Below are 16,243 nucleotides of genomic sequence, written 5' to 3'. Positions count from 1 at the left end.
AGTCCTCCTCCTGCCCCTTGTCCAGCATCAGCTGCAGCGAGCCCACCCACAGCACCAGCAGCGCCAGGCCGGTCTTGTCTATGGGCAGCTTGTGCACGGGCGTCTCGCGCTTCTTGTAGATGCCCCAGGTCACGGCCGCGGCCACCAGGCCTTGCAACACGCGGAAGGCGATCAGCGACTCGATGTTGGGCGCCAGGCCGCACAGCCACGACGCGATCACGAACAGCAGGATGCTCGCGACGAACAGGCGCACTTGGCCGAAGCGCTGGGTCAGCCAGCCGGTGAGCGGCACGCTGATCGCGTTGGCCACCCCGAAGGAGGTGATGACCCAGGTGCCCTGGTTCGGGCTCACGCCCATGTCACCGGAGATGGCGGGAATGGAGACGTTGGCGATGGAGCTGTCGAGCACGTTCATGAACGTGGCGAGCGACAGCGCCACCGTGCCCAGCAGCAGCTGCGAGCCGGTGAGGGGCGCGAAGGCCGGGCCGGGGGGACGTGCCGGCGCCGCGGGGGGCGGCGCCGGCCTGTCGGCGGCGGCCGGCAGTTCAGCGGTGGTGGAAGACATGGGGCAGCCCCGAGGGTTCACTTGCCGGCGACGACGCTGGCCACGGCCGAGGACGCGACGGCCGGCGTCGCGCCGGTCGACATGGCCGAGGTCGGCGGTGAGGGCTTGCGGCTCGCCTGCGCGTCGGCGGCCGGCTTCACGCCACGGCCGAGGTTGGCAGCGATGATGCGGCGCACCTCGTCGTTGGCAGCGTTGTTGTTGGCTTCGATGGACGAGGCCTGGGCCACCGTGTTGGCACGCGGCGCGTCGGCCAGCGCCTTGCCGCTGGTGTCGGCCACGTCGACCTTCGCCTCCATCGACAGGCCCACGCGCAGCGGGTGCTCGGCCAGTTCCTTCGGATCGAGCGTCACGCGCACCGGCAGGCGCTGCACCACCTTGATCCAGTTGCCGGTGGCGTTCTGCGCCGGGATCATGGCAAAGGCCGAGCCGGTACCGCCGGAGAGACCCACCACCGTGCCGTGATACTCCACCGCGCTGCCATAGAGATCGGCCTTGAGTGCCACCGTCTGGCCCAGCTTGACCTTGCCGAGTTGACCTTCCTTGAAGTTGGCATCCACGTGCACATTCTGTACCGGCACCACCGAGAGCAGCGTCGCACCTGCCGCAATACGCTGGCCGACCTGCACCTGGCGCTTGGCGATCACACCATCGACAGGTGCTCGCAGCACGGTGCGGGCCAGGTCCACCTGGGCCTGGTCGCGCTTGGCGCGGGCCAGGGCCACTTCGGGGTTGGTATCGATCGTGCTGTCGGCGATCAGCACCGCATTGGCGCGTTGGCTGCCCAGGGCGGCGGCACGGCTGGCGCGGGCCTGCTCCACCAGGGCCTGGGCAGCGGCCAACTTGGCCGAGGCGGTGGCGAAGGTGGTGCGGGCATTGCTGAGCTCTTCACCCGAAACCGAACCGGATTTGGCCAGCGCCTCGCGGCGACGCAGATCGGTACCGGCACGCTCCAGGTCCGCCTGGGCCGAGGCCAGTTGGGCAGTCGCCTGACGCTCGTCGGCTGCACGGGCGTTGACCTGGGCACTCAAGCCCTCATCGTTGGCCTGGTAGCCCTTGACCTTGCGGCGGGCGCGCCCCAGCTCGGCCTCGGCCTGCGCCAATGCCAGGCGGGCATCGGTATCGTCGATCACCACCAGCACGTCACCCTGTTTCACCTGCTGGGTATCGACCACCTTGACCTCGCGCACCGTGCCACCCACAGACGGCGTCACCTGCGCGATCTCGGTGGCGGTGTAGGCGTTGTCGGTACTCACATAGCGCGAACCGATGAACTGCCAGTAGGTGCCGTAGGCGAGGCCGGCCATGGCGACCACGCCGGCCAGGGCCAGGAACAACTTCTTGCGCTTGCCGTCCGGAGCCTCGTTGTCGGCGACTTGAACGGCGGTTTCTACATTTGCATCACGATGGGACATGGTGTCTCACTCCTATATCAAGAATTGGTAACCCGGTATCCACCCCCTAGGGCGCGGACCATGGCGATATCGAGGCTGAACATCCGGGACTGCACGGCAGTCAGCTGGCGCAGATTGCCCAGTAGGGTGTCTTCGGCCGTCAGCACTTCCAGGTGGTTGGCGAGGCCGCCGTCGTAACGGTTACGAACGATGCGGTAGGCCTCGCTGGCGGCATCCACTGCTTCCTGGGTCTTGGCCAGGCGTTCGCTCAGGGCGCGCTCGCTGACCGCCACATCGGCCACGTCGTGCAGGGCCTGGGTCACGGTGGCGTCGTAGCTCGCCACGGCCGCGTCGTACTCGCCACGGGCACCGCGGTACTGGCCCTGCAGGTGGCCGGTATTGAAAATGGGCAGGGAGATGGCCGGGCCAAAGCTGCCGATGTCGGAACCGGATTTGCCCAACATATTCAGGCCCAGCGACTGCACGCCCACATAGGCGGTGAGGTTCACATTCGGATAGAAGGCAGCGTGCGCCACGTCGATACGCTTGGCCGCGGCCTCGGCACGCAGGCGTGCCGCCACCACATCGGGTCGGCGCCCCAAGAGCTCCGCCTGGATCTCTTTGGGCAAGCCGCTGGCCTGGGCCAATTGGATGGTCGGCCGGGCGATGGCCAAGCCGCGATCAGGGCCGGCGCCCAGCAGGGCGGCCAACTGGTTGCGCGTCAACGCCAAGGATTCATCGGCCGCCAGGAGGTCGGCCTCGGCGCTTGCGCGCTTGGCCTCGGCCTGCTTGACGCTGCCCTGGGTCTCCAGCCCGTTCTCGAAGCGCTCCCGGAACAGCACGGCAGTCTGGCTGCGCACCTTCAGCGCCGCCTCTGCCGTGTCGCGCTCGGCGTGTAGCCGGGCCAGGTCGGCATAGCTGCTGGCAACGCTGGTAGTCAGTAGCAGCGCGGCCTGGGCGGCATCGGTACGAGCCGCTTCCAGATCCGAAGTGGCGGCCGCCAGGGCGGCGTGGTTCTTGCCCCAGAAGTCGAGCTCATAGCTGAAGTCCAGCGTGGCACGGCCATAGTTCTGGTAGCCCTGCGGCACAAAGGCGGCCGGTGCGCCATTGTTGTAGCTCTGCTTTTGCTTGTTGGCCGAGAGATTGGCATTGAGCGACGGGATCAGGCTGGCATCACGCTGCTGCGCCACACCTTCAGCCTGCAGCAAGCGGGCCTGGGCGGTGGCCATGCTGGGTGAGCCAAGCAGCGCCTCGCCAATCAAGCGGTCCAGCTGTGCGTCACCGTAGGCGGCCCACCAGCGGTCCTGCGGCCAGTTGCCCTGCCCGCCCTGCAGCGATTCGGCCCCGACGTAGTCCGCCAGCGGCTTGGGTTGTGCGCTAGGCGTGAGTTGCGGCAGTTGGGCGCAGGCGCCCAGGGCAAGGCCGGCCAGGGCCAGCACCACTGCACGGAACAAGGGTTTGCGCCCGGCCAGGGGCAGTGGATCGCCAGGTTTGCTTGGAGTGTCTTGCATGATATCGCCCATTAATAACTGTACTGTACGGTATAGTTTTGCATTGACATTTGCCGGCTGTCAATCAAAACTAAACTGAACAGTTCAGTTAACGACGAACGGTGAACTCTCCTGCCGCACCTCGAGCCGGATTTGGGACTCAGCCCCATTGCACCGATAATGACGACCTGTGCCGACCAGCCCTAGCAGAAAGCCCCTGACCAGCATGCGCACCAAAAGCGAGGCCCGCCGCCAGGCGATCATCGAGACCGCCACCCAGCTCTTTCATGAGGTGGGCTTCGAGAACGCCTCCATGGCGGAGATCTCGGCCCGGGTAGGTGGCTCCAAAGCTACGCTGTACAACTACTTCTCATCCAAGGACGAGTTGTTCGTGGCGACTGTATTGGCCGTGGCCGAGGGCGGCCTGATGGAGGCCTTCACGCTGCTGCAACCGACGCTGCCGCTACGGGAAGTCCTGCAGAAATTCGGCTGCCACTACCTCAAGGTCATGCTATCGCCAGCCATGATGGCTACCCGCCGCATGGTGATCGCCACCTCCGCTCGCAGCAGCGTCGGCCGCCTGCTTTATGAACACGGCCCCAAGCGCGGCTGGGGTATGGTGGCCGCCTTTCTGCAAAGCACCATGGAACGCGGCGAGCTGCGGCAGACCGAGAGCTTTCTGTGTGCCTGGCACCTGCGGGCACTGCTGGAATCAGAGCTGGTCGAGGTCATGATGCTGGGGGTGCTGGAAGAAACCAGCCCAGCGCAAATCGCCGCCGTCACCGAGCGGGCGGTGGATGCCTTCTTACGTGCCTACCGTCCAGACTAGCGCGCGACGCCCAGCCTATCGAACAGCACCTGGTGGACCAGCCGGCTGGCCGGCATATAGGGATGGCGCACGGCCACCCGGGCCACGTCATCGAAGCGCTCCAAGCCCAGTTCGGATTCCAGCACGATGCTGTCATTGGGCTGCTCGCCAAAGGGTGAGAGGCGCCCGGTAAAGCCCATGCTACCGACGATGCAGGTGGTCGGCACTGTCGGCATGGCAATGGTGTCCATCCGCGCCGGGCTGGCCACCAACTGCCCGCACTCGCCGCTCAAGAGGTGGAATAAACGCCAATGCTTGAAGGACTGGCTGAGCTGGGTCGCTCGTACCGGCGAACCGACCAGGAAGAGGTGCCGTGGCGGTCGCACATCGGCGGGTAGATCCTGCAGCGCCAGTCGCAATAGCACGCCGCCCAGCGAGTGCCCGACCAGGGCATAGTCACCCTGCTCCGCCAGCGCCCGGATACGCTCCTGCAACCGCTGCGTGATGACAGCCAATTTTTGCATGGAGGCGAGATAGGAAAAGGTCTGCGCCTTGATGCCCCGTCTGCGCATATGCAGCAGCAACGGGATGCCATCCAGTCTTGAGGCCCCCAGGCCATGTACAAACAAGAGCTGCATCTGCTCTCCGTCGGCGCGAATACGCCTGTTTTTTTTTGCGGCAATACGCCGGCGACGGCCAGCATCATAAACCCAACGGTGGGGCCAAGGGCCGAACGGTAACTACCAGGCCGGGCCAGCCCGATATAATGGCGCGCTTCGTGCCCCAGCACCCGCCCCCGTCCGCCGCAGCGCCGTATGCAGAAGCCACTCATCCACCTCTCCGACCTCGACCGTACCGGTACCTGGATCAAGTACCGCAACGGCCTGTGCGAGAGCTGCATGGCCACCTGCTGCACCATGCCGGTAGAGGTGAAGCTCGGAGATCTCGTGCGCATGCAGCTGGTCGACCCTTTCGAGGCCGAGGGCGAGCCGCCCAAGCAGATCGCCAAGCGGCTGATGAAGGCGGGCGTGGTCTCGCACTTCAACTTCAAGCACAGCATCTATACCTTGGCGCGGCGCGCCAATGGCGACTGCCGCTACCTGGACCCGCAGACCCGCCGCTGTACCATCTACGCGACGCGCCCCAATACCTGCCGCAACCACCCCACCATCGGCCCGCGCCCCGGCTTTTGCGCCTACCGCAACCGCTGAGCCCTGGCCCACCATGACCTCCGGCATGACCGACGCCCCTATGCTCGACTGGACCGATCCCAACGGCCAGACCCACAGCGCCCTGTGGCGCTCGATTGCCGCCCTGCCCTTGCCGCGCCGGGTACGGTTGGCCGACGACCAGCTCAAGGCCGACGACGCCTACCGGCTAGCCTGCGAGGGTACCGCCCTGCTCTGGCAGGGTGACTTCCACAATGCGCGCCAGCTGCTGCAGGCCATGGCCCGCCGTGCCGACCGCAAGCCACGCAAGCAGGCGGCAACGCCCAGCGAGGCTTTCCATCTGCACCGCCAGGCCCAGGCGCAACGCGCCCGTACCCTGGCCATGCTGCTGATCCCGCTCGATGCCGACTATGGCATACCGCTCAAGCGGGCGCCGGACGTGCGCCAGGCCTGCCTCGAAGCCTACGGCCAGGCGAGCGGCCCTTCGGTGACCTCGTTGCGCGAGCTACAGGGGCTGATCGGTGCACACGAGTGGCGCAAGAAGGGGGTGGAGGTGCCGGCCGCCGGTGGCCGCATCCACGCCCACCACGGTGTGTTCTCGCCCAACCGGGGCGAATACATCGAACTGCTTGCCCAAGCGCCGCTGCCTAGTCTGGACCTCGCCTTCGATATCGGCACCGGCACCGGCGTGCTGGCGGCCGTACTGGCCCGTCGCGGGGTCAAGCATATTGTCGCCACCGACCAGGACCCGCGGGCACTGGCCTGCGCTGCCGACAATCTGGGTCGGCTGGGGCTAGCGGGGCAAGTGACACTGCAACAGGTCGACCTCTTCCCCGCGGGTCGCGCGCCCTTGATCGTCTGCAACCCGCCCTGGGTGCCGGCCCGCCCCAGCTCGCCGATCGAATACGCGGTCTACGACCCGGACAGCCGCATGCTGCTGGGCTTTCTGAACGGTCTCGCCGCCCACCTCACGCCCGAAGGCGAAGGCTGGTTGATCATCTCAGACCTTGCCGAGCACCTGGGCCTGCGGCCACGCAGCGTGCTGGAGGCCGCATTCGAGCGCGCCGGGCTCAAGGTGATAGCCCGGCTGGACATCCGCCCTCGCCATCCCAAGGTCAGCGATCCCGATGACCCGTTGCATACGGCGCGGGCGGCCGAGATCACCTCGCTCTGGCGGCTGGGTCCGCAAACGCCCGGCTAATCAGGCCTCTATCCGCGCACCACGCGCCTGCAACAAGGCGCGTAGCACAGAGCGGTGGCAATGCGCTTCTTCCTCGCAGTAGCAGCCGACAGAAAAGTCGCTGTGCTGCGATAAGGCTGCCAGCAGGTCCAGCGTACGGCTGGCTTCCGGTTCCGCCATCTCGGCCCGGTAGCGCTTCACAAAGGCAGCCCAATCGGCCTCGGTCACCGCCGCCTGGCCGAGCTTCATGGTTTCCGCGCTTGGCGCCAGCAGCGGATACCAGACGTCGTACCAGTTCTGGCTGGCAAACTCCGCCTTGGGCACGCCACGTGGTGGCCGCCTGACAGTGCCAATGCGGGTGCCTTCCTGCTCATGGCGGGGCGTACCCAGCCGGACTACACGTAAACCCATCACTCACTCCTTCACGCGAACCCTGCCTGTAACGGGCGCGGTGTCGCAAATTAGCCACTTATATCGTATATCGGCCGCTTGCCGGGAACGCGCCTATCCTCAAGCAGCCTTCTGCTTCGGCCTTGCCGCGCGCCCCCGTTCACACTCGCCGGCAGCAGCCCGTCGCACGGGCCGGCAGCAGGCTCCGGGCCTCTGCTATCCTGCCTTCGCCGTTACGCCCGGCCGCAGGTACCGGACCGGTCCTGCATGGTGGGCGTTTCCCTTTCCGGCAGCTTACCGCTGCCGCCACACCCTGCGGCGCCGATCCAGCCCAACCGGTTGGCGGCTGGCCCACAAGGAGGATATCGCTTGTTCACCCGCCCTAAACTGGCCCGATACGGCCTGACCGCACTGGCCGCCTGCCTTGTGCCGGCGCTGGCTGCCACCGCCGCAGCCACGCCCGCCAGCGGCTACAGCACACCGCCCAAGAACATCCTCGACATCATGCGCGCCCCGGCCCCGGCCGTGCCCTCGCTGAGCCCCACCCGGGACCGCATGCTGCTCGTGACCTGGCAGGAATACCCCTCCATCGCCCGCGTGGCCACGCCCTTCCTTCGCCTTGCCGGCGTACGGATCGAGCCGCGCAACCATAGCAAGCACGACACCCCCGGCGGCTACGGCATTGCCCCCTGTGCAGCCGGTTTCGAGCTGCTGACCGTCGCCAGTGGCAAGCAGCAGCCTATCAAGCTGCCCGAAGCCGGTTGCGCAGGCAGCCCGGTATGGAGTGCCGATGGCAAGCGCTTCGCCTTCCAGATCGCCACGGCCGAGTCGGTCGAATTGTGGGTGGGTGATGCCGCTACCGGCTCGGTACGCCGCATCCCTGGTGCACGCATCAACCCCATGTTCGAAGACGAACTGCAATGGATGCCCGACCAGAAGACCCTGCTGGTCAAGCTGGTGCCCGAGCGCCTGGGCCCACCGCCGGCAGAACCGGTCATCCCGGCTGGTCCCAGCATCCAGGAAAGCGATGGCGGCAAGGGCCAGAGCAGTACCTACGAGACCCGCGATACGCTGAACAACCCGCATGACGAGGACCTGTTCGACTACTACGGCACCTCGCAGATCGCCCTCATCGACGCTGCCAGCGGCAAGATCACCAATCTTGGCAAACCGAACCGCTACGCCCAGCTCGACGCAGCGCCGGACGGCCGCCACGTACTGGTCGCCACCATCCACAAGCCCTACTCCTACGTCACCACCCATGATCGCTTCCCGCGTGAAGTGGATGTCTGGGACATCAGCAAGCGCTCGGCCATCGCCAGCAGCCACATCGCCTCGCTGCCGCTGGCCGACCGGGTGCCTATCCACGGCGAACCGCTGGGTCCGCGCGACTTCAACTGGCGTCCCACCGACCCGGCCAGCCTGGTCTGGGCCGAGGCGCTCGACGGTGGCGACTGGAACGTCAAGGTGCCGGCACGCGACAAGGTGATGCTGCAGAAGGCCCCCTTCAGTGCCGCCCCGATCGAAATCGCCCGTACCGAGCAACGCTTCTCGGGCTTTATGTGGAGCCAGAACCCCAACCTTGCGCTGCAGTTCGAATACGACCACAACCGCCACTGGCGCCGCACCTATGTCGTCAATGTGGATGATCCCAAGCAGCAGCCGCGTCTCTTGTGGGACCTCTCGACCGACGAGAAGTACGGCAATCCGGGCAGCCCGGTCCAGCGTCGCCTGCCCAACGGTACCGTGGTACTGCGCGAGGAAGGCAACGCCCTCTTCCTTTCGGGCACCGGCGCCTCGCCCGACGGCGACCGCCCCTTCCTGGACAAGCTCGACCTTGCCAGCTTCAAGACCGAACGGCTGTTCCGCAGCGACAAGACGGTGCTGGAGCGTTTCGTGGCCTTCAGCGGCGAGGACAGCAAGCACTTCTTCACCTGGTCGCAGTCGCCCAACGACCCGCCCAACGCCTATCTGCGTACGCTGGGCAACAGCGTAGAGGCGCCGGCCGGTGAAGCGAGCTATGCCTCGCAGAGCGTCGCGGTCACGCATATCCCCGACCCGACCCCGGCCGTACGCGATATCAAGAAGCAGCTGGTCAAGTACAAACGGGCCGACGGCGTGGACCTCTCGTTCACCCTCTACACCCCGCCGGGCTACAAGGCCGGCACCCGTGTACCGACCATCCTGTACGCCTACCCGCTCGACTATGCCGACCCGTCCAAGGCTGGCCAGGTGTCCGGCTCGCAGGCTACCTTCACCCGTCTGAAGGGCTACCGGCTGCTGTTGATGGCAGGCTATGCCATCATCGACAACGCCTCCTTCCCGGTGATCGGTGACCCCAAGAAGGCCTACGACAACTATATGGACCAGCTGGTTGCCGACGCCAAGGCGGCGGTGGACGAGGCGGTACGCATGGGCGTGGCCGACCCCGAGCGGATCGGCGTGACGGGCCACAGCCATGGCGCGCTGATGACCGCCAACCTGGTTGCGCATTCGGACCTGTTCCGTGCCGGCGTGGCCACCAGCGGTTCCTACAACAAGACCCTCACGCCGTTTGGCTTCCAGAGCGAGCGTCGCTCGGTCTGGGAAGCCCCCGAGGTGTACCAGAAGGTCTCGACCTTCTTCTTCGCCGACAAGATCAAGACTCCGCTCCTGATCATGCACGGTGCAGACGATGCCAACCCAGGTACCACCCCGTTGCAGGCCAACAAACTGTATGAGGCCATCCGTGGCAATGGCGGTACCACCCGCCTGGTGATGCTGCCGCATGAGCCGCACTGGTACACCGCGCGCGAATCGAACGAACAGCAAATCTACGAGATGCTGCGCTGGTTCGACAAGTACGTGAAGGATGCAGCGCCGCGTACCGTTGCCGCCACGCCCGTGGCCAGCAATTAAGCGTTGTACCCTCTTCAAGCTGGCTTGAAGAAAAGGGCGGCCCAGTGGGCCGCCCTTTTTCCTGCCATCGTTATCTTGCTACCGCCGCCATGCTATGCGATAGATGTGACTTGCCGCCCACGCCCGCAATGACCACCATGCCACCCAACCTGCAACTCTGCCCGCCCAGCCTAGCCGACGCCGAAACCCTGCTGGCTTTCGAGTTGGCCCACCGCGCCTACTTCGAGCATTGGATCAATGCACGTCCCGCCGACTACTACCATCTGGAAGCGGTACGCGCCGCCATTGCCGACGCCGAGCGCGACCGCCAGGCGGATCGTGGCTATCAGTTCCTGATCAAGCGGGATGAAGCCATCATCGGTCGCATCAATCTGACCAGCGTCACCCGCCCTTACTACAACAAGGCCACACTGGGCTACCGCATCGGCGAGGGCCATACCGGCCAGGGCGTGGCCAGCCACGCGCTCAGCGAGCTCAAGCGCATCGCCTTTGGTGAGCTGGGCCTACACCGGCTGGAGGCCGTAGTACGGCCGGAGAATGTCGGCTCGGTGCGGGTGCTGGAACGCAACGGCTTTCACCAGTTCGGCCACGCCACCCGCTGCATGCAGCTGCATGGTGAGTGGTTCGACCTGCTCTACTTTGAGCTGCATGCGCCTCAAGCCGCGCTGGATACCACGGCCTAAGCCAACTCAATCGGCGGTCAACGCCTTCTGCTCGATGGCAAACATCAGGCCGCCCCAATGGCGGCCTTTGACATAGATGGGGACCGACACTAAGCCAAAGATATCGCCGATATCGCGCACATAGGCCTGGAACAAAAAGGGGCTGGTATCTGTGGCCGTCCGGTGCAGCATGGGGTTGGCCTTGTGAAAGCGCTTGTCGCGGCTGTTGGCGGTGTTCCAGGCAACCTCACCCGGCCGTTGCGGTTGGCAGTATTTGCTCACATGGGTGGGCGGGTAGGCCTCGTCACCCACGCAGATGCAGGCCAGGTCGCACCCCGGTATCTCCTTGCTGAGCTGATCGAAAAAGGGCTGGAAGCGCTGTGCGTAAGCCTGGTCATAACTGGTCCGGTACTGCGTTGGATCGGTACCGGCCATTGGCTGAAAGCGCTTGTCGAAGAGGTCCAAGCCCTGTGCAATCAGTTCGGCACACATCGCCTCGCTCTGCGCCTTGGCGGCCTGGAGGCGGCGCAGCACCTTGTCCAGTGCGTGCTCACCCAGGCGGAAGGCCCCCAGCTCGGCCATCACCTTCTCGGCGGCCTGGATCAACTGCCGCGCCACCTGATCGCTGCGCTGCAGCCGTGCGGCTATATCCCGCGCATGCTCCTGCAATGCCCCCACATGGCCGTGTATGGCCTGATTGTTGGCAGAGACCGTCCCCACCGACTGGCGTATGGCGCTTACCTCGGCATTGACGGTAGCGGCATCATCGGTGAAACCAACCAGGGCCTGGGTCGCTTGTTCCAGCACCTGCCCGGCAGCACCGATGCGTTGCGCCGCCTCCACCGCAATACTGGAGGTATCGCGCGACTGCGCATGGATGGCTTGCGCTTTGACGGTGGTGGCGTCCGAGAGCTGGCGGGTACGCTCAGCCAACTTACGCACCTCGTCGGCCACCACCGCAAAACCCCGCCCGGCCTCACCGGCACGGGCAGCTTCGATTGCCGCATTGAGCGCCAGGAGGTTGGTCTGGTCGGCAATGCCGCGTATCTCGTCCACGCTGCCGATAATGGCCTCGGTCTCCCCCAACAGCCCCTCTATGGTGCGTTGGAAGCCGTCCATGGCCTGCGCTGCCGACTGCGCGTCGGCATTGGCCTGCTCCATCCCGGCACGGGTGGATTGGGCCGAATCCGCCAGCTGCGCCGCACGCTCGGCGATGACAGCGATACTGCCTTCGACATGGCTCACCTCGGCACTGCTCTGCGAAGTCAAACCGAAGATCGTTTCCGACAATCGCGCCTGCTCCTGCGCCCGGCCCACCCCGTCGCGCATTTCCTTGCCGATGCGACTGGCTTCCATCGAGAGCTGTACATTGCTGCCGCGTACCCGGTGCAAGGTATCGGCCAGAGAGCTACGGAAGGCATCGAGGCTACGGGCGATGCGATTGAGGCCGCCCAGCTCGGCCGGCAGACGTGCTGTCAGGTCGTACGGGTCTTGCACCAGCAGCGCCTGCTCCAAGCGGCGAACATCCCCACCGCCACCTGCCCCCTCGCCCAAGCAGGCCCAGGCTGCGGCGGCCAGCACCAGGAGGCCGATCACGATACCGGCCCAAGTGCTTTGTGCCGCCAGCAGAAGGCCTGCAGCGATCAGGCCGATCAAGGTCAATGCGATGGTACTCAGTCTGACAGGCATGGCTTCCTCTACCGTGTTATCTATCTTGTATCTTGTTCTGCCACGCCACAAAGCGCGGGGAACCCAGCCATTGTAGACAATGACCGGAACCATACGCGCCGCGAGCAGCCCAAACCCGACACTTGACCACACAGGCAGCCCCCATGATCGATCTGCACTACTGGACCACCCCCAACGGGCACAAGATCACCCTGTTCCTGGAGGAGGCCGGCCTGCCCTACCGTATCGTGCCGGTGAATATCGGCAAGGGCGATCAGTTCCAGCCCGATTTCCTCAAGCTCTCTCCCAACAACCGCATCCCGGCCATACTCGATCACGAACCGGCCGACGGCGGCGCAGCGATCTCGCTGTTCGAATCCGGCGCCATCCTGCTCTACCTGGCCGACAAGACCGGCCGGTTTATTCCGCAGGACCTGCGTGGCCGGGCGCTCACCCTGCAGTGGCTGTTCTGGCAGATGGGAGGCCTCGGCCCCATGGCCGGCCAGAACCACCACTTCACGCAGTACGCACCGGAAAAGCTGCCTTATGCGATCGACCGCTATGTGCGCGAGACCGGCCGCCTCTATGGCGTGCTCAACAAACAGTTGAGCGACGGGCGCGACTATATCTGCGGTGCCGACTACAGCGTCGCCGACATGGCCTGCTACCCGTGGATCGTGCCGCACGAACGGCAGCAGCAAAAATTGGCAGATTTTCCGCACCTGGCGAACTGGTTTGCACGCATCGCTGCACGCCCGGCCACCCAGCGTGCTTACGCGCTGGCAGATACGATCAATACGGCACCCACGGTCGACGCGGCCTCCAGCAAACTGCTGTTCGGCCAGGATGCAACAACCGTACGCTGACTTAGCAGAACTAAAGCCAACTTCAGCTTTAAATCAATACCGCCAGAATCAGCGCTTGAACATAGGCAAAGGGTTTAGTGGATGATGCCAGGCCTGGCTGGCGGAAAGTTGCACCAGCCGCCAGTGAAAGCCCTCGTTGGGAAAGACCGCATTCACCTCGCGCATTAGCGAGCGCGGCAGCCCAAAGCGGCGCAGGCCTAGCGTCACATCCACCCAGTCAGCCCGGCGGAAGGCTTCGACCAACGGCCCCTGCGCTGGGCCGCAGGCACTGACCTTGTGGTGCTCGGCTATCATGGCCACCACCTCGTCCACCCATTCCGTCTTACCCTGCTGAACTAGCCAGTCGCGTGCCAGGCGTTCGGATGGTGGCAGATAGTCGAAGGTATGGTCGGTCCAGATACCCAGGTCGTGAAATGCCGCCGCAATGCCCACCTTCTCCAGCCCGTCCGGCTGCTCACCGGCCAGGGCCAGACAGTAGTTCATCATCCGGTAGCCGTGGTTGCGGTAGGCCATGTAGTCCGCGCCGATGACCGGAGCGTATTGCTGTAGCAGGGTGTCATAACGTTCGTGGCGTTCAATCAACATGGCGTTCGGTCTCGTGGTCAAGGTGCCACAGGCACGGTATAGCGCCCAATGGCGGGCAGCGAAAGCGGCGCGATCAAGGTTGGCTATGCTGAAGGCATCCGCCAACTTCCGCCTCGGGGATCAATGCGCTATCTGCTGACGCTGTTGCTCAGTCTGTACGGTCCCTGCGCCCTGGCGCACGAATGGCGCATCTGCGTCGACCTCAATGAGTGGGTACCCTATACCTACCCGTACCGGGACGGCACCTTGCAGATCCTGGTCAAGATGACCGCCACCAGGCTTGGGCAACAGGTCAGCATCGTCCCCCTGCCCTGGCGCCGCTGCCAGTCCGAAGTGGCAGCCGGACACCAGGACGGCATGCTGGCCGTCGCCGCCAACGACTACAACCTGGCCAGCTTTATCTTTCCCCGCCGGGGCAACGAGGTCGATACCAGTCGGGCCGTGGTCAACGCCCCCTTTGTACTGCTACGCCGCAGCGGTAGCGATGTGAGCTGGGACGGCCACCAGATCCGTGGCCTGCAGGGCCCGGTACTCTACCCGCACGGCTATGTGGACATTGCTGCCAGGCTGGCCCAACTGGGCGTAGCGGGCGAATCCGGTGCCACCACCAATGAACAGAATGCCAAGAAGCTGCTGGCTGGCCGGGCACAACTGATGGTCATCTACCAGGGCGATGCGCAAAAGTTGCTGGCGCTGTCCGAATTCACCGGCCTCTTGGAGCAGCTCCCCGAGCCGCTAGGGGCCAGCCTCTCCTACTTGGCGGTGGGCAAGGACTTCTATCTCCGCAATAGTGCCCTGCAGGAACAGTTCTGGAACGAACTGCTACAGACCCGCCAGAGTGAGGCCTACCGAAGGGCCGTAGCCTTACCGGCCGAACGCCCTTAGAGCTTGAAGCGCCCTATCATTTCGCGCAATTCGCCCGCCAGTGCGTTGAGGTCGTCGATCACACCCTTGGCTTGCAAGATGGCACGATCGCCGTCCTGAGCCATGACGCTGATGCGCTCGGCCGACTGGGCCATGGCCGTAGTCGCCGCCGACTGCTCGCGCGCCGATCCGGCGATCTCGCGCACCCGCGCCACCACTTCGCCCATGCGCTCACGTATGCCACGGATCTGCTCGGCTGCCGACTGGGCAAGACCCGCGCTCTGCTGCACCGCCTCGTGAGTGCTTTCCATACGACCCATGGCCTCGCTCGATTGGCTGCGCATGCCGCCTATCATCTGCTCGATCTCCACGGTCGCACTACCGGTGCGCTCGGCCAGCTTGCGCACCTCGTCAGCCACCACGGCAAAGCCCCGGCCCTGCTCACCGGCACGGGCCGCTTCGATGGCGGCGTTGAGTGCCAAGAGATTGGTCTGGTCGGCGATCTCCTTGATCACCCCGACGATGCCGCTGATCTGCGTGGCGTGCTGGTCCAGCTCGGCCATCACCCCCGATAGCTCGCTGACCGAGCCCGCGGCGCGCTGCACCTTGCCGGCCACATCGGTCACTGCGTCGGCACTTTGATCGGAGAGCCGGCCGGTCTCCTGGGCAGTTCGGTCGGCATCCTGGGTGTTGGCGGCAATATGATCGACGCTGACCGTGATCTCCTCGATAGTCGCGGCGGTCGCGCTGGCCATGTCCGACTGCAGGCGCGCATCGCGCGAGAGCTGCTCGGCCATATCGCTGATCTGCTTCACCCCGCCGGTGAGCTTGACCGTCTCGTCGCTGACCTTGAGGAACATCTCGCGCAGCTGGCCCATAAAGGTGTTGAAATAGCCGGCGATCTCGCCGATCTCGTCTTGCGACCGCACTTCGAGCCGCACCGTCAGGTCACCGCTGCCGGAGGTCAGGGAGCGCATCATGTCACGCAGCTGCCGCAAGGGCCGGGCGATCAGCTTACCCAAGAGTAGCGACGCCACGATGGAAGCGGTCAACAGCAGGATGCCAGTCAAGGCGGCCGCCCACATGGCGCTGCGCACCTCGGCAGCAACCACATCGGCATTGATGTCGGCACAGGCCACATAGGTTTCCCCTTGGCTGGTCTGCACCGGCATGATGATGGTGCGCAGATGCCCGTACTGCGGGTTGTCGCTTTCGTCGAACTGCGGCTTGCCGCTCTTGATGGCCTCCAGCACATGCGGATCGGTCTCAGGCACGTCGCTGGGCTTGAGGTAGAACTCGAAGCCCGGTTCCTTTTCCTGCTCGGCCGAGAGCGAGGCCTGCACATAGAAGACCTTGCCCTCGCGCACCACAAAGCTGTACAGGTACTGCACCTTGAGGAATTCGGCCGCGCGGGAGAGCCGTACCGCCTCCTCGCGTTTTTGCTTCAGATCCACGCTCTCCCGCGGCGGCAGCTTGTCGTGGTAGTTCTGCCCCAGCAGCAGCACATAGCTGCGGGCGGCGCTGGTGAGCTGGGCGTCCACGGTCTGCAGCGCATCTTCCTTGGCGGTGCGTACCGACTGCAGGGTAAAGATGCCGATGGTCAGCAGCGAGACGAGTACAAAGGCAGCCTGCAGCTTGTGCTGCAGGTTTAGGCGACTAAATACGAACATCGGAAGGCTCCAAAGCAGACGCAAGCGTCGCAGGCGG

15 protein-coding genes are annotated in these 16,243 nt (G+C 65.0%); 7 read left to right on the top strand and 8 right to left on the bottom strand.

Translation table 11 applies throughout. The annotated features are described in order from the left end of the window. The 3 genes from VIM95_RS10540 to VIM95_RS10530 form a co-directional block, all read right to left on the bottom strand. A partial coding sequence (locus VIM95_RS10540) for an MFS transporter (RefSeq protein WP_331985392.1) occupies nucleotides 1-565 on the bottom strand: 565 nt, incomplete at its 3' end. A 17-nt stretch (nucleotides 566-582) separates the two neighbouring features. Next, entirely contained in the window at nucleotides 583-1,977 is a 1,395-nt protein-coding gene (locus tag VIM95_RS10535) for an HlyD family efflux transporter periplasmic adaptor subunit (RefSeq protein ID WP_331985391.1), read from the bottom strand. A gap of 17 nt (nucleotides 1,978-1,994) precedes the next feature. Next, nucleotides 1,995-3,467: an efflux transporter outer membrane subunit gene (locus tag VIM95_RS10530; protein ID WP_331985389.1), complete on the bottom strand. Its 1,473-nt coding sequence runs from the start codon at nucleotides 3,465-3,467 to the stop codon at nucleotides 1,995-1,997. A 205-nt stretch (nucleotides 3,468-3,672) separates the two neighbouring features. Here VIM95_RS10530 and VIM95_RS10525 point away from each other — a divergent pair, with 205 nt between their 5' ends. Next, nucleotides 3,673-4,275, top strand: a complete 603-nt coding sequence (locus VIM95_RS10525) for a TetR/AcrR family transcriptional regulator (protein ID WP_331985387.1) — start codon at nucleotides 3,673-3,675, stop codon at nucleotides 4,273-4,275. Here the strand turns inward: VIM95_RS10525 and VIM95_RS10520 are convergent. Next, nucleotides 4,272-4,892 carry a hypothetical protein gene (locus VIM95_RS10520; RefSeq protein WP_331985385.1) on the bottom strand — a complete coding sequence of 207 codons (621 nt, stop codon included), beginning with the start codon at nucleotides 4,890-4,892 and terminating at the stop codon, nucleotides 4,272-4,274. The genes VIM95_RS10525 and VIM95_RS10520 overlap by 4 nt on opposite strands. A gap of 177 nt (nucleotides 4,893-5,069) precedes the next feature. Here VIM95_RS10520 and VIM95_RS10515 point away from each other — a divergent pair, with 177 nt between their 5' ends. Both VIM95_RS10515 and VIM95_RS10510 read left to right on the top strand, forming a co-directional pair. Next, complete coding sequence (locus VIM95_RS10515) at nucleotides 5,070-5,465, top strand: YkgJ family cysteine cluster protein (RefSeq protein ID WP_331985384.1); 396 nt, start codon at nucleotides 5,070-5,072, stop codon at nucleotides 5,463-5,465. 25 nt (nucleotides 5,466-5,490) lie between these two features. Then, the gene (locus VIM95_RS10510) at nucleotides 5,491-6,624 is read left to right on the top strand and encodes a class I SAM-dependent methyltransferase (protein ID WP_331985382.1); all 1,134 of its coding nucleotides are present in this window, start codon (nucleotides 5,491-5,493) and stop codon (nucleotides 6,622-6,624) included. Here VIM95_RS10510 and VIM95_RS10505 read toward each other — a convergent pair whose 3' ends face one another. Further along, complete coding sequence (locus tag VIM95_RS10505) at nucleotides 6,625-7,014, bottom strand: DUF488 domain-containing protein (RefSeq protein WP_331985381.1); 390 nt, start codon at nucleotides 7,012-7,014, stop codon at nucleotides 6,625-6,627. A 348-nt stretch (nucleotides 7,015-7,362) separates the two neighbouring features. Here VIM95_RS10505 and VIM95_RS10500 point away from each other — a divergent pair, with 348 nt between their 5' ends. Further along, complete coding sequence (locus VIM95_RS10500; RefSeq protein ID WP_331985379.1) at nucleotides 7,363-9,891, top strand: S9 family peptidase; 2,529 nt, start codon at nucleotides 7,363-7,365, stop codon at nucleotides 9,889-9,891. Nucleotides 9,892-10,028: 137 nt separating this feature from the next. Beyond that, nucleotides 10,029-10,574 (top strand): GNAT family N-acetyltransferase, encoded by a 546-nt coding sequence (locus VIM95_RS10495; protein ID WP_331985377.1) that lies wholly within the window; start codon nucleotides 10,029-10,031, stop codon nucleotides 10,572-10,574. A gap of 6 nt (nucleotides 10,575-10,580) precedes the next feature. On the opposite strand, the gene VIM95_RS10490 is transcribed toward VIM95_RS10495, so the two are convergent. After that, nucleotides 10,581-12,242, bottom strand: coding sequence for a methyl-accepting chemotaxis protein (locus VIM95_RS10490; protein WP_331985375.1), 1,662 nt, complete (start codon nucleotides 12,240-12,242; stop codon nucleotides 10,581-10,583). A gap of 143 nt (nucleotides 12,243-12,385) precedes the next feature. On the opposite strand from VIM95_RS10490, the gene VIM95_RS10485 reads away from it, so the two are divergent. Further along, entirely contained in the window at nucleotides 12,386-13,087 is a 702-nt protein-coding gene (locus VIM95_RS10485) for a glutathione binding-like protein (RefSeq protein WP_331985373.1), read from the top strand. Between the two features lie 48 nt (nucleotides 13,088-13,135). Here VIM95_RS10485 and VIM95_RS10480 read toward each other — a convergent pair whose 3' ends face one another. Continuing rightward, on the bottom strand, nucleotides 13,136-13,672 hold the full coding sequence (locus VIM95_RS10480) for a hypothetical protein (protein WP_331985371.1): 537 nt from the start codon (nucleotides 13,670-13,672) through the stop codon (nucleotides 13,136-13,138). A 123-nt stretch (nucleotides 13,673-13,795) separates the two neighbouring features. On the opposite strand from VIM95_RS10480, the gene VIM95_RS10475 reads away from it, so the two are divergent. Next, entirely contained in the window at nucleotides 13,796-14,557 is a 762-nt protein-coding gene (locus VIM95_RS10475) for a hypothetical protein (RefSeq protein WP_331985369.1), read from the top strand. On the opposite strand, the gene VIM95_RS10470 is transcribed toward VIM95_RS10475, so the two are convergent. Beyond that, on the bottom strand, nucleotides 14,554-16,206 hold the full coding sequence (locus tag VIM95_RS10470) for a methyl-accepting chemotaxis protein (RefSeq protein ID WP_331985367.1): 1,653 nt from the start codon (nucleotides 16,204-16,206) through the stop codon (nucleotides 14,554-14,556). The two genes, VIM95_RS10475 and VIM95_RS10470, sit on opposite strands and share 4 nt — an antisense overlap. Nucleotides 16,207-16,243 lie beyond the last annotated feature (37 nt).

The organism is Chitinimonas sp. (assembly GCF_036568685.1).
Taxonomy (GTDB): Bacteria; Pseudomonadota; Gammaproteobacteria; order Burkholderiales; family Chitinimonadaceae; genus Chitinimonas.
Note: the sequence above shows the minus strand (reverse complement) of the source record. Positions and strands in the feature narration are given on the sequence as shown.

Bases quoted from the DNA above. Each gene is read 5' to 3' on its own strand.
- VIM95_RS10515 (WP_331985384.1), top strand. From the start codon at position 5,070: ATGCAGAAGCCACTCATCCACCTCTCCGACCTCGACCGTACCGGTACC.
- VIM95_RS10485 (WP_331985373.1), top strand. From the start codon at position 12,386: ATGATCGATCTGCACTACTGGACCACCCCCAACGGGCACAAGATCACC.
- VIM95_RS10490 (WP_331985375.1), bottom strand. From the start codon at position 12,242: ATGCCTGTCAGACTGAGTACCATCGCATTGACCTTGATCGGCCTGATC.
- VIM95_RS10480 (WP_331985371.1), bottom strand. From the start codon at position 13,672: ATGTTGATTGAACGCCACGAACGTTATGACACCCTGCTACAGCAATAC.
- VIM95_RS10495 (WP_331985377.1), top strand. From the start codon at position 10,029: ATGCCACCCAACCTGCAACTCTGCCCGCCCAGCCTAGCCGACGCCGAA.
- VIM95_RS10505 (WP_331985381.1), bottom strand. From the start codon at position 7,014: ATGGGTTTACGTGTAGTCCGGCTGGGTACGCCCCGCCATGAGCAGGAA.
- VIM95_RS10535 (WP_331985391.1), bottom strand. From the start codon at position 1,977: ATGTCCCATCGTGATGCAAATGTAGAAACCGCCGTTCAAGTCGCCGAC.
- VIM95_RS10510 (WP_331985382.1), top strand. From the start codon at position 5,491: ATGACCGACGCCCCTATGCTCGACTGGACCGATCCCAACGGCCAGACC.
- VIM95_RS10520 (WP_331985385.1), bottom strand. From the start codon at position 4,892: ATGCAGCTCTTGTTTGTACATGGCCTGGGGGCCTCAAGACTGGATGGC.
- VIM95_RS10530 (WP_331985389.1), bottom strand. From the start codon at position 3,467: ATGCAAGACACTCCAAGCAAACCTGGCGATCCACTGCCCCTGGCCGGG.
- VIM95_RS10525 (WP_331985387.1), top strand. From the start codon at position 3,673: ATGCGCACCAAAAGCGAGGCCCGCCGCCAGGCGATCATCGAGACCGCC.
- VIM95_RS10470 (WP_331985367.1), bottom strand. From the start codon at position 16,206: ATGTTCGTATTTAGTCGCCTAAACCTGCAGCACAAGCTGCAGGCTGCC.
- VIM95_RS10475 (WP_331985369.1), top strand. From the start codon at position 13,796: ATGCGCTATCTGCTGACGCTGTTGCTCAGTCTGTACGGTCCCTGCGCC.